This is a genomic window from Neisseria sp. HMSC070F02, assembly GCF_001814225.1.
Lineage (GTDB): Bacteria > Pseudomonadota > Gammaproteobacteria > Burkholderiales > Neisseriaceae > Neisseria > Neisseria meningitidis.
Genome location: NZ_KV815368.1, coordinates 28,687 through 40,902, shown reverse-complemented (window position 1 = coordinate 40,902; position 12,216 = coordinate 28,687). Strand labels below are relative to the sequence as shown.

Below are 12,216 nucleotides of genomic sequence, written 5' to 3'. Positions count from 1 at the left end.
CTAATGAGTTGTCATTCCCGCGCAGGCGGGAATCCAGTCCGTCCGGTTTCAGTCGTTTCCGATAAATCGTCGTAACGTTACGTTTCTAGATTCCCACTTTCGTGGGAATGACGGTGTGAACATTAGCAAAAATTCAAAAAACCAAACTTCCTCATTCGTGTGAATGATGGTACTGATATTTTCTATTTCAGTTCGCAAAATTAATCTTTCAACACATCTTGCACAGCCGCCTGAATCTTAGCCGCCGCTGCTTCAATTTGCCGTTGTTCGGCAGATGGGTTTGCCGCTGTTTCAACCGAAGCAGTTTGTAAAGCTGGCTCAGATTCAGGCTCGGATTCGATTTGCGGCGCAGTCAGCGGCAGACGCGCCAATACAGTTTTTACGCCGGTTACTTTATCGCCAATCGCCACTTGCGCCTGCGCATCGACAGGCAGATACATATCCACGCGCGAACCGAAGCGGATAAAGCCATAACGTTCGCCGCGGGACAGTTTCGCACCTGCTTGGGTGTAGCACAAAATACGGCGCGCCACCAAACCGGCCACTTGAACAAAAGTAATTTCACGACCGGAAGCCGTAGTCGCCAACACCGCATTACGTTCGTTTTCCGTGCTGGCTTTGTCCAAATCCGCATTCACGAATTTGCCTTTGTTATAGACCACTTTCGTTACCGTACAATCGGCAGGCGATTTTTGCGAATGCACGTTGAACACGTTCATAAAAATACTGATTTTCAAAGCATCGACATCACGATACGGATCGCGTGCGCGCTCGACCACCACGATACGGCCGTCAACAGGACTCAACACCGCTTCAGGATTTTGCGGAATCTCACGCGCAGGGTCGCGGAAAAACTGCAATGCAAATACGGTAAACACCCAAAACGGCAAAGACCACCAGCCGCAACATATCGACACCAGCAGGCTCAAAGCCAAACCGCCGCCAATAATCGGCCAGCCCTCACGGGCGATAATCGGGTGGGGGTAAAGACGGTTCATTTGTCATCCTTTTGTTCAAGCGAGTTAAAATTGCCGCCATTATAGCGGAATCCGCCGCGTTCCGCCGACAAATGCCGTCTGAACGCGGCTTCAGACGGCATCCGAGAAAGTGCTACAATATCGGTTTTCCTTTATTTTTCAGGCGGCATCCATTATGTGCAACCATCGTCCCCAACATTCGCACGACAACGACACCATCCGCATACGCGGCGCGCGCACGCATAATTTGAAAAACATCGATTTGGACATTCCGCGCCACAAGCTGGTGGTGGTAACAGGATTGTCGGGCAGCGGCAAATCGTCGCTGGCATTTGATACTTTATATGCCGAAGGTCAACGCCGTTATGTCGAGAGCCTTTCCGCCTATGCGCGGCAGTTTTTGCAGATGATGGACAAACCCGATGTCGATTTGATTGAAGGTCTGTCGCCCGCGATTTCCATCGAGCAAAAATCCACCAGCCACAATCCGCGTTCCACCGTCGGCACGGTAACGGAAATCCACGACTATCTGCGCCTTTTGTACGCCCGCGTCGGTACGCCGTATTGCCCCGAACACAATCTGCCGCTATCCAGCCAAACCGTATCGCAGATGGTCGATGCCGTATTGAAACTGCCGGAAGACACGCGCGTGATGATTCTGGCGCCGGCGGTACGCGAGCGTAAGGGCGAGTTTGTCGATTTCTTTGCCGACTTGCAGGCGCAGGGTTTTGCGCGCGTGCGCGTGGACGGCGAGGTCTATCAGCTTGACGAAGTGCCGAAGCTGGAAAAAAACATCAAGCACAACATCGACGTGGTCATCGACCGCGTGAAAGTGAAGGCGGACATCAAGCAGCGGCTGGCGGAAAGTTTTGAAACCGCGTTACGCCACGGCAACGAGCGCGCGCTGGCGATGGAGATGGACAGCGGCGAAGAACATTGGTTTTCCGCGCGTTTCGCCTGCCCCGTATGTTCGTACAGCCTGCCAGAATTAGAGCCGCGCCTGTTTTCCTTCAACAACCCGATGGGTTCCTGCCCGACTTGCGACGGCTTGGGCAACACCAATTTCTTCGACCCCGAAAAAGTGGTCGCCCACCCCGAATTGTCGCTGGCTTCGGGCGCGATTGACGGCTGGGACAAACGCAACCAGTTCTATTTCCAAATGATTCAGTCGCTGGCACGGCATTACGGTTTTGATGTGCAGGCTGCTTGGGAAACCCTACCTGCAAAAATCAAAAAAGTCGTGTTGCACGGTTCGGGCAAGGAAGTCATTGATTTCACCTACCTATCCGAACGCGGCACCACCTTCAACCGCAGCCACGCCTTCGAAGGCATCATTCCCAATCTCGAACGCCGCTACCGCGAAACCGACAGCGAAACCGTGCGCGAAAAATTGCGCGAATACCAAAACCACCGCGCCTGCCCGAGCTGCGGCGGTGCACGTTTGCGCAAAGAAGCGCGCTACGTTTACGTCAGCGGCGAACCGTTGCACGAAGTCTCCGCCTGGCCGCTGACCAAAACCCACCGATTCTTTGAAACGCTGGATTTGGACGGCAACAAAAAACAAATCGCCGAAAAAATCCTCAAAGAAATCACCGAGCGGCTCGGCTTTTTGATTAACGTCGGGCTGGATTACCTGAATCTCTCCCGCTCCGCCGAAACCCTTTCCGGCGGCGAAGCCCAGCGCATCCGACTCGCCAGCCAAATCGGCAGCGGCCTGACCGGCGTGATGTACGTTTTGGACGAACCCTCCATCGGCCTGCACCAGCGCGACAACGACCGCCTGCTCGCCACCCTCAAACGCCTGCGCGATTTAGGCAACAGCGTGATTGTAGTCGAACACGACGAAGACGCCATCCGCGAAGCCGATTTCGTCGTCGATATGGGCCCGGGTGCGGGTGAGCACGGCGGCAACGTACTGATTGCCGATACCCCCGAAAACGTCGCCAAATGCGAAAACTCCGTTACCGGACAATACCTCAGCGGCAAAAAATCCATTGCCGTGCCGTCTGAACGCACGCCCGTCAATCCCGGCCGAATGCTCGTCCTCAAAGGCGCGCGCGGCAACAACCTCAAAAACGTTACCCTCGAACTGCCGCTCGGTTTAATTACCTGCATCACCGGCGTATCCGGCAGCGGCAAGTCCACCCTGATTAACGACACCCTCGCCAAAATCACCGCCCGCGAACTCAACCGCGCCCAAGAAGAACCCGCCCCATACGACGACATCCGCGGCCTCGAACACCTCGACAAAGTCATCAACGTCGACCAATCCCCCATCGGTCGCACCCCGCGCTCCAACCCCGCCACCTACACCGGCCTGTTCACCCCCATCCGCGAACTCTTCGCCGGCGTACCCCTCTCGCGCGAACGCGGCTACAACGTCGGCAGATTCTCCTTCAACGTCAAAGGCGGCCGCTGCGAAGCCTGCCAAGGCGACGGCGTGATTAAAGTCGAAATGCACTTCCTGCCCGACGTGTACGTCCCCTGCGAAGTCTGCCACGGCAAACGCTACAACCGCGAAACCCTCGAAATCCAATACAAAGGCAAAAACATCAGTCAAGTCCTCGACATGACCGTCGAAGAAGCCCGCGAATTCTTCGACGCCGTCCCCACCGTATCGCGCAAACTGCAAACCTTGATGGACGTAGGCTTAGGCTACATCCGTCTCGGCCAATCCGCCACCACCCTCTCCGGCGGCGAAGCCCAGCGCGTCAAACTTGCTTTGGAACTCTCCAAACGCGACACCGGCAGAACACTCTACATCCTCGACGAACCCACCACCGGCCTGCACTTCGCCGACATCGCCCTGCTGCTGGAAGTCATAGGTCATCTGAAAGGCAAAGGCAACTCGATTGTGATTATCGAGCATAATCTTGACGTTATAAAAACGGCTGATTATATTGTGGATTTGGGGCCGGAAGGGGGAGATGGAGGTGGTAAAATTATTGCTTCAGGTAGCCCAGAAGAAGTAGCGAAAGTTAAGGGGAGTTATACTGGGAAGTATTTGAAAAGTATTCTCCTAATAAATATGTAAATCTTAAATTTTATGGAGTATCTAAAATGATTGATAACAAATTAAAAAAACTTGAAGAAGAACAAATGTTTGAAAGTGATGTAAATAATATCCCTCCATCTGATATTGTTGCTTTCAATGAACTAAGATCATGTGCAGATTTATTACGTTTGCATTCTTCAGGCCAATTAAATATTCAGCCTGATTTCCAGAGAGATATCGTTTGGTCCACTCTAGACCAAACAAGGTTTATTGACAGTTTAACGAAGCAACTTCCAATTCCTAGTTTATGTATTAGTTACGATTATAAAACAGATAAACGGTTAGTTATAGATGGCTTACAACGTCTAAACAGTATTATCAATTTTTTGTCTGATGATGAATGGAAACTTTCAAAGCTTGAGGATATTGATCAAAGACTTGCTGGAAAAACTGTTTATACAATCAAAACTAGGGAAAAAGAATTATTTGAACGCGTACAAAATGTAGTAATTCCTATAACAGTGATCAGATGTGATTACTCAAAAAAAGAGCACAATCAATATTTATTTACTATTTTTCATCGACTGAATTCAGGTGGAGTTAGATTAAATAATCAAGAAATAAGAAATTGTATTTATAATGGATCATTCAATAAACTTCTTAAAGAATTGGCTAATTCTGAAGAAACAATAAGATTATTTAAAAAGAAAAAACGGTTTGCTAATGAAGAAATGATATTAAGATTTTTCTCCTTTTACTATAATTTAGATGATTACAATGGGAGTTTGGCTAAGTTTCTAAATGATATGATGTTTGAAAAAATTTATTTAGATGAAAATGAGGCTGAATCTATGAAAGAATTATATTTACGCACAGTCAATTTTATTTATGAAAAAATTTTTGATCACTATTCATCATCTAATTTTGGAAAAACATTTCTTGAAGGTTTATTGATTGGTGTTGCAAAAAATTTAGATTATTTAAAAAATAAAGAAAATGAAGAAATTAAAATGCTATTTGATAATTTTAGAAACTTACCAGAATATAGCATTGATAGTCTAAAGGAGGGCTTATCTAATAAGGACAAAGTAAAAAATAGGATACGTGCATCTATTAATTGTTTTTCTTAAGCAACACTAGGTATAAACATGGATAAAATTTTAATAGAACAGACACTTAATAACTTAGATAGCCTTTATCAGAATAATCCAGCTGATCAAGTTTATTATTCAAAGTTAGCAATATTGGAGTTAAGTGGGTGGTTAGAGGAGACTATTGATGAACTTTTGATCCATTATTCACAGAGTAAACTAAATTCAGATAATCTCAAGTATTTCGAAGAAAAAATAAAAAATACGTGGGGAGCAAATTACAGTTCTAACATAAGAAATCTTTTAATTATTGTTGTAGGCTTAATTAACGTAGAGACTATTGAGAATAATTTAAAACAAAATGGAGGTTATCTAGACTTACTGAAAAATACTACTAAATCCTTAAAAAAAGCTCGAGATGATTGTGCGCACACTTCCACAGCTGGAGTAACACAACAATTTCAAGCACCATCTTATTATAAACAAGTTCTAATTAATATATACGATTCATTGATAGAATTAGAAAGGGAATTAAATCTTATCAACCCGTGAATCACACGAAACTTCGAAACCAACGTGTAGCAAGCCGTAGCCTGCATACTCAATTAACCGCGTGCGTGACTACGCTACACACCCTGCCTATGAATCAAACGAGACTTCAAAACCAACGTGTAGGGTATATGCGGTACGCACGCGGTTGCTGCTTGATTGACGGTTTGCCGTTTCAATTTTTAACTTCGTTGAAGCTAGCGCTTTCAGACGACCTCCGATATCGTCTGAAAACGTCAAATTTAACAAAGCTAAAACCTAAAAACAACAAACCATTCCTTCTCCAACACCCAAACCACAAACAAAAATCCTATGTCGCGTTATCGCAGAAACTTCATTGCCGGCGGCACATTCTGTTTCACTGTCAAACCCTCCGCCCCGAAATCGCGCCTGCTTGTCGAACATATCGACTTCGCGGGCAGCTTATATGGATGTGCAAAAACAATATTCCTTTGAAACCGTCGCCGTATGCGTGCTGCCGAACCATATCCACGCCATTTGGACGCTGCCACCCGACGATGCGGATTATTCCCTGCGCTGGCGGCTGATTAAAACCAAATTCTCCGCACATTTCCCTCATGCCGAAAACCTGTCTGCCAGCAAACAGCGGCGGCACGAACGCGGTATTTGGCAACGGTGTTTTTACGAACACACCGTGCGCGATGAAACGGATTTGCAGCATCGTGCGGACTACATCCATTCCAATCCTATCAAACAAAGAATGTCGCGTGCTAAAACAGAATCCCGCAAAAAATAATATTAGTCTTTTCAAATGCGATACTTATCCATTCCCGGACTTCAAACAAGGCGTGTGCAACCTGACTTACGGGTTTGCTCCTGTTTGACCGATAAATATTCTGACTGCCTCAAAGGGCAAAAAATAATGTGGGTATGTTGAGGCTGCCTCTTTTTGAAATGACAAACAAAATGCCGTCTGAAACCTGATTTCCGGTTTCAGACGGCATTTGATGTTCAATCAGTTGTCAAACCTGATTATGCCAAACCTTTTGTTTTCAACACTTCCAGCATGGTAGTGCCCAACTCGGCAGGGCTGCGGGTGTAAGCGATACCGGCTTTTTCGAAAGCGGCGAATTTTTCCTCGGCAGTACCTTTACCGCCGGAAATAATCGCACCGGCGTGGCCCATACGTTTGCCTTTAGGAGCGGTAACACCAGCAATGTAACCTACAACAGGTTTGGTTACGTTGGATTGGATGTATTCGGCTGCTTCTTCTTCCGCAGTACCGCCGATTTCACCGATCATGATGATGGCGTCGGTATCCGGGTCTTCTTGGAAGAGTTTCAGTGCGTCGATTTGATTCATACCAGGAATCGGGTCGCCGCCGATACCGATACAGGTTGATTGACCCAAGCCCAGTTTGGTGGTTTGTGCCACGGCTTCGTAAGTCAATGTACCGGAACGGGAAATAATACCGATGCGGCCCGGAGTGTGGATGTGGCCCGGCATAATACCGATTTTGCACTCATCCGGAGTAATCACGCCCGGGCAGTTAGGGCCGACCAAGCGGGTACCGTTGCCGTTGGTTTCCAAATAACGTTTGGCTTTGAGCATGTCCAGAGTAGGCACGCCTTCGGTAATCACAACGACCAAGCCTACGCCTGAATCAACGGCTTCAACGATAGAATCCAACACAAACGGAGCGGGAACGTAAATTACAGATGCATCCGCGCCGGTTTCTTTAACCGCTTCTTTCATGGTGTTGAATACAGGCAGGTTCAGGTGGGTTTGACCGCCTTTGCCCGGGGTAACGCCGCCGACAACTTTAGTGCCGTAAGCCAGAGCTTGTTCGGAGTGGAAAGTACCGTTTTTACCGGTGAAACCTTGAACCAATACTTTGGTGTCTTTATTAATCAATACGCTCATTCTTTTCTCCTTAGGCGTTTACGGCTGCAACAATTTTTTCGGCTGCGTCATTCAGGCCGTCTGCAGAAGTCAGTTTCAGGCCTGATTCGTTCAGGATTTTCGCGCCGAGTTCGGCGTTGTTACCTTCCAAACGAACAACGACAGGAACGTCGACGTTGATTTCTTTAACGGCTGCCACGATGGCTTCCGCAATCATGTCGCAACGTACGATACCGCCGAAGATGTTGATCAATACGCCTTTAACGGATTTGTCTTCCAAAATCAGTTTGAACGCTTCAACCACGCGGTCTTTGGTTGCGCCGCCGCCAACGTCCAAGAAGTTGGCAGGTTGGCCGCCTTTCAGTTTGATGATGTCCATGGTGGCCATCGCCAAACCGGCACCGTTAACCATACAGCCGATATTACCTTCTAGGGCAACATAGTTCAGGTCGAATTCAGAAGCTTTCAGTTCACGTTCGTTTTCTTGAGATTTGTCGCGCAATTCAGCGATTTTTGGCAGGCGGTAGAGCGCGTTGCTGTCGATGCCGATTTTGCCGTCCACGCAAGCCAGTGCGCCGTTTTCGCGAACTGCCAGCGGGTTGACTTCAAACAGGGCGAAGTCGTTTTCGACAAACGCTTTGTACGCGCCGGTCATCAGTTTGACGAACTCGTTGATTTGTTTGTCTTTCAAGCCCAGTTGGAAGGCAACTTCGCGAGCTTGGCAAGGTTGCAGGCCGACCAGCGGATCAACGGTTACTTTGAAGATTTTTTCTGGAGTTTCGGCAGCAACTTTTTCGATTTCCACACCGCCTTCGGTAGAAGCCATGAATGTAACGCGGCGGGTAGAACGGTCAACCACTGCGCCCAAGTACAGCTCGGTTTGAACCGGATACATATCTTCGCAAACCAAAACGCTGTTGACAGGTTGACCGTTGGCATCGGTTTGGTAAGTTACCAAGTTGGTGCCAATCAGGCTTTCAGCCACTTCTTTAGCTTCTTCGCGGCTTTTAACGACTTTTACGCCGCCCGCTTTACCGCGGCCGCCGGCATGTACTTGTGCTTTGACAACAGCGAATTTGCCGCCCAATTTGTCGTAAGCTGCAGCGGCTTCTTCGCCGTTGTGTGCCAAAATACCGCCTTGTACGGGCAAACCGTAGCTAGCCAGCAGTTCTTTAGCCTGATACTCGTGTAAATTCATGGATTTCTCCTTTAGATTAGTGGAATGCCCCGAGTTTGCCTCCAAATGGCAAGCCCGTGCGTTTCAGACTACCTTTCGGCGGTCGGAAAATCGTCGTTTCACTTGCTGAAAGGCAACCACATCCGCGCCAGCAGATACATGGCTGCACCGCCTCCCCCGAGAATAAAAAAGACGATGCCTTTTTTACGCGAATTCGGACAGAGCAGATAAACGGCAAGGCTGAAACTGATAAACAACAATGCCACGCGCCAAACCAATTCTTTATCTTTGAAACGGTTGAGCGTATAAGTTTCGGTCATCATCACATACATCTGCCACAATGCGGCCATACACATGCTGATGATGCCCATCGGTATAAAGAAAATACCGACTATTTCTTTGTTCATAACGAATGTAAATGCTGTTTGTTTGTCTGACGGAATTATAAATCAGAAAACGGAGCTCTCGGAACATTCAATTTGTCGAAGGCATTAAGGTCGTCTGAAAAATTTCAGACGGCCTTAATGTCTATCAACCGTGCAAAGCGCGTTTGTCGGCCGCCAATGCAGCTTCGTGAACCACTTCGGACAAGGTTGGGTGGGCATGGATAATGCGGGCGATGTCTTCGCTGCTGGCGAAGAATTCGAGCGCAGTCACGCCTTCGGTAACCAATTCGCTGACAACCGGGCCAATCATGTGTACGCCCAAGATGCGGTCGGTTTTGGTATCTGCCAATACTTTAACCGTACCTTTAGCTTTGCCCATTGCCAATGCGCGACCGTTTGCACCGAAACCTGAAGTACCTTTTTTGTACTCCACGCCTTCGGCTTTGAGCTGCTCTTCGGTTTTACCCACCCAAGCGATTTCAGGGTCGGTGTAAATCACGAACGGTACGTTGTTGAAGTCGATATGCGGTTTTTGACCGGCAATGCGCTCGGCAACGGCAACGCCTTCGTCGCTGGCTTTGTGTGCCAACATCGGGCCGCGAACCACGTCGCCGATTGCCCATACGTTAGGCAGGTTGGTACGGCATTCGCCGTCCACTTTGATAAAGCCGCGCTCGTCTTTTTCCAAGCCTACGGCTTCCGCGTTCAGGCCTTTGGTGTTTGGAATACGGCCGATGGCAACGATCAGTTTGTCGAATACTTCGGTTTTGGCTTCGCCGGCAGCAGTTTCGTAAGCAACGGAAACGCCTTTGCCTTCAGATTTAATGTCACCGATTTTTACACCCAATTCGATGCTCAAGCCTTGCTCTTTGGTGAAGTATTTGAAGGCTTCTTTGGCGATTTGTTGGTCGGCGGCAGCCAAGAAGGTCGGCGCAGCTTCAAGAATGGTAACTTCTGCACCCACGCGGTTCCATACGGAACCCATTTCCAAACCAATCACGCCGGAACCGATCACGCCGAGTTTGGCAGGTACTTCGGTCAGGTTCAATGCGCCTTCGTTGTCCAATACGTTCACGTTATCGATAGCGACTTGTGGCAGCGGACGCGGTACGGAACCGGTGGCTACGATGACGTGTTTGGCTTCGATAACGGTTTTCTCGCCTTTGTTATCGACTTCGATTTGGTAAGCATCGCCATTTTTACCAGCAAAGGAAGCCGTACCGAACAGACTGGTTACTTTGTTTTTTTGGAACAGGAATTTCACGCCGCCGGTCAGTTTGGTCACGATGGCATCTTTGCGCTCAATCATTTTGGCCGCGTCGAATTTTACGTCGCCGACAGTGATACCGTGTTCGGCAAACTCGTGTTGCGCTGCGTGGAAATGTTCGCTGGATTGCAACAGGGCTTTAGAAGGGATACAGCCTACGTTCAAGCAAGTACCGCCCAATGCAGGGGCATTGCCTGCTTTGTTAACGCCTGCATCGACACAGGCAGTTTTGAAACCCAGTTGTGCGGCACGGATGGCGGCAACGTATCCGCCCGGGCCTGCACCAATCACTACTACATCATATTGAGACATCGTGTCATCCTTTGCTTTTAGCAGTATCTCAAAATAAAAACGATACTTTTCGTTTCTTTTTTATTTTGAATGACTGCGTTTTGATGGTTTTAAGAAAAAGCCGTCTGAAAGTCCATATCTGCCGATTCATTCGAATCAAATGTTTCAGACGGCCTCAATCGTTCGTTGAGCCTATTGTAGCACGATACTACATTACGCTACATCTAAATATAGTGGATTAAATTTAAATCAGGACAAGGCGACGAAGCCGCAGACAGTACAAATAGTACGGCAAGGCGAGGCAACGCCGTACTGGTTTAAATTTAATCCACTATAAAAATTCAGACGGCCTTTTCATTAACAAATAAAAGGCCGTCTGAAACGATTACAGATCCAACAACAGGCGGGCCGGGTCTTCCAACGCGTCTTTAATGGCTACCAAGGTCAATACAGCTTCGCGACCGTCGATGATACGGTGGTCGTAAGACAGAGCCAGATACATCATTGGACGGACAACAACTTGACCGTTTTCAACCACAGCGCGCTCTTTAGTGGCATGCATACCCAAAATCGCAGATTGAGGCGGGTTGATGATCGGGGTAGACATCATAGAACCGAAAGTACCGCCGTTGGTAATACTGAATGTACCGCCGGTCAGATCTTCGATAGCGATTTTGCCATCTTTGGCTTTTTTCGCGTAATCAACAATTGCTTGTTCGATGTCGGCAATGCTCATTTGGTCGGCATCGCGCAGGATTGGCACAACCAAACCGCGTGGGCTGCCAATCGCGATACCGATGTCGAAGTAGCCGTGGTACACGATGTCTTTGCCGTCAACAGAAGCATTCACAACCGGGTATTTTTTCAGGGCGGCGACAGCGGCTTTAACGAAGAAGGACATAAAGCCCAATTTCACGCCGTGTTCTTTCTCGAATTTTTCTTTGTACTTCGCACGCAAGTCCATGATTGGTTTCATGTTGACTTCGTTGAATGTAGTCAGAATGGCGTTTTCTTGTTGAGAAGCCAAGAGGCGTTCTGCAACACGGGCACGCAGGCGGCTCATTGGTACGCGTTCTTCAGGACGTGCGCCGGCAGGGGCTGCGGCTGCGGCAGGTTTGGCAGCGGCATTTTGTACGTCTTCTTTCAATACGCGACCGTCACGGCCGGAACCTTGCAATGCGTTCACGTCAACACCGCTCTCTGCAGCCAGTTTGGCGGCGGCAGGCATAGCGGCGTTGTTTTGTGCAGCAGCAGGAGCGGCGGCCGGGGCAGCTTCGGCAGGAGCGGCGGCAGGTGCTTCAGCAGCGGCAGTAGCAGCGGTATCGATACGTGCCAAAACTTGGTCGGCAACAACGGTTTCACCGTCTTGCGCTACGATTTCAACCAATACGCCGGCTTGTGGAGAAGGTACTTCCAAAACCACTTTGTCCGTTTCGATATCGATCAGGATTTCGTCACGGGCAACTGCTTCGCCAACTTTTTTCTTCCATTCCAAGAGCGTGCCTTCAGATACGCTTTCAGACAGCATAGGTACTTTTACATCAATAATCATTTTGTGTCTCCAATGGCCCTTTCAGACGGCCTGTTGTGTGTTTTTCATTCTGCATATGGGTGTTCCGC

The 12,216-nt window shown here is 48.6% G+C and carries 10 protein-coding genes and 1 pseudogene; 5 read left to right on the top strand and 6 right to left on the bottom strand.

Translation table 11 applies throughout. The features are described from left to right. Window positions 1–200 precede the first annotated feature (200 nt). Window positions 201–998: a phosphatidylserine decarboxylase gene (locus HMPREF2959_RS02295; protein ID WP_002239027.1), complete on the bottom strand. Its 798-nt coding sequence runs from the start codon at window positions 996–998 to the stop codon at window positions 201–203. 154 nt (window positions 999–1,152) lie between these two features. On the opposite strand from HMPREF2959_RS02295, the gene uvrA reads away from it, so the two are divergent. The 4 genes from uvrA to HMPREF2959_RS02275 all read left to right on the top strand — a co-directional run bounded on the left by uvrA (window position 1,153) and on the right by HMPREF2959_RS02275 (window position 6,369). Continuing rightward, window positions 1,153–4,011 carry an excinuclease ABC subunit UvrA gene (gene uvrA / locus HMPREF2959_RS02290; protein ID WP_002243474.1) on the top strand — a complete coding sequence of 953 codons (2,859 nt, stop codon included), beginning with the start codon at window positions 1,153–1,155 and terminating at the stop codon, window positions 4,009–4,011. 26 nt (window positions 4,012–4,037) lie between these two features. After that, window positions 4,038–5,102, top strand: coding sequence for a DUF262 domain-containing protein (locus HMPREF2959_RS02285; RefSeq protein WP_002239025.1), 1,065 nt, complete (start codon window positions 4,038–4,040; stop codon window positions 5,100–5,102). 18 nt (window positions 5,103–5,120) lie between these two features. Next, window positions 5,121–5,615, top strand: a complete 495-nt coding sequence (locus HMPREF2959_RS02280; RefSeq protein WP_002213736.1) for a hypothetical protein — start codon at window positions 5,121–5,123, stop codon at window positions 5,613–5,615. Window positions 5,616–6,039: 424 nt separating this feature from the next. Next, window positions 6,040–6,369, top strand: coding sequence for an REP-associated tyrosine transposase (locus tag HMPREF2959_RS02275; protein WP_002239024.1), 330 nt, complete (start codon window positions 6,040–6,042; stop codon window positions 6,367–6,369). Between the two features lie 236 nt (window positions 6,370–6,605). Here the strand turns inward: HMPREF2959_RS02275 and sucD are convergent, their stop codons facing one another. From sucD to lpdA, 4 genes are all read right to left on the bottom strand, one after another. Then, entirely contained in the window at window positions 6,606–7,496 is an 891-nt protein-coding gene (gene sucD, locus HMPREF2959_RS02270; RefSeq protein ID WP_002238494.1) for a succinate--CoA ligase subunit alpha, read from the bottom strand. 10 nt (window positions 7,497–7,506) lie between these two features. After that, window positions 7,507–8,718 (bottom strand): ADP-forming succinate--CoA ligase subunit beta, encoded by a 1,212-nt coding sequence (gene sucC, locus HMPREF2959_RS02265; RefSeq protein WP_302621444.1) that lies wholly within the window; start codon window positions 8,716–8,718, stop codon window positions 7,507–7,509. 53 nt (window positions 8,719–8,771) lie between these two features. Beyond that, complete coding sequence (locus tag HMPREF2959_RS02260; RefSeq protein ID WP_002213751.1) at window positions 8,772–9,059, bottom strand: hypothetical protein; 288 nt, start codon at window positions 9,057–9,059, stop codon at window positions 8,772–8,774. Between the two features lie 124 nt (window positions 9,060–9,183). Then, the gene (gene lpdA / locus HMPREF2959_RS02255) at window positions 9,184–10,617 is read right to left on the bottom strand and encodes a dihydrolipoyl dehydrogenase (RefSeq protein ID WP_002239023.1); all 1,434 of its coding nucleotides are present in this window, start codon (window positions 10,615–10,617) and stop codon (window positions 9,184–9,186) included. A 205-nt stretch (window positions 10,618–10,822) separates the two neighbouring features. On the opposite strand from lpdA, the pseudogene HMPREF2959_RS12720 reads away from it, so the two are divergent. Beyond that, window positions 10,823–10,930, top strand: a pseudogene (locus tag HMPREF2959_RS12720) (IS5/IS1182 family transposase); the annotation flags it as partial. 51 nt (window positions 10,931–10,981) lie between these two features. Here HMPREF2959_RS12720 and odhB read toward each other — a convergent pair. Then, window positions 10,982–12,148, bottom strand: a complete 1,167-nt coding sequence (gene odhB / locus HMPREF2959_RS02250; RefSeq protein WP_070696323.1) for a 2-oxoglutarate dehydrogenase complex dihydrolipoyllysine-residue succinyltransferase — start codon at window positions 12,146–12,148, stop codon at window positions 10,982–10,984. Between the last annotated feature and the right edge of the window lie 68 nt (window positions 12,149–12,216).

What these genes read in the sequence shown, in the direction of transcription:
- odhB (WP_070696323.1), bottom strand. Translation starts at nt 12,148, where the DNA reads ATGATTATTGATGTAAAAGTACCTATGCTGTCTGAAAGCGTATCTGAA.
- HMPREF2959_RS02275 (WP_002239024.1), top strand. Translation starts at nt 6,040, where the DNA reads ATGGATGTGCAAAAACAATATTCCTTTGAAACCGTCGCCGTATGCGTG.
- lpdA (WP_002239023.1), bottom strand. Translation starts at nt 10,617, where the DNA reads ATGTCTCAATATGATGTAGTAGTGATTGGTGCAGGCCCGGGCGGATAC.
- uvrA (WP_002243474.1), top strand. Translation starts at nt 1,153, where the DNA reads ATGTGCAACCATCGTCCCCAACATTCGCACGACAACGACACCATCCGC.
- HMPREF2959_RS02285 (WP_002239025.1), top strand. Translation starts at nt 4,038, where the DNA reads ATGATTGATAACAAATTAAAAAAACTTGAAGAAGAACAAATGTTTGAA.
- sucD (WP_002238494.1), bottom strand. Translation starts at nt 7,496, where the DNA reads ATGAGCGTATTGATTAATAAAGACACCAAAGTATTGGTTCAAGGTTTC.
- HMPREF2959_RS02280 (WP_002213736.1), top strand. Translation starts at nt 5,121, where the DNA reads ATGGATAAAATTTTAATAGAACAGACACTTAATAACTTAGATAGCCTT.
- HMPREF2959_RS02260 (WP_002213751.1), bottom strand. Translation starts at nt 9,059, where the DNA reads ATGAACAAAGAAATAGTCGGTATTTTCTTTATACCGATGGGCATCATC.
- HMPREF2959_RS02295 (WP_002239027.1), bottom strand. Translation starts at nt 998, where the DNA reads ATGAACCGTCTTTACCCCCACCCGATTATCGCCCGTGAGGGCTGGCCG.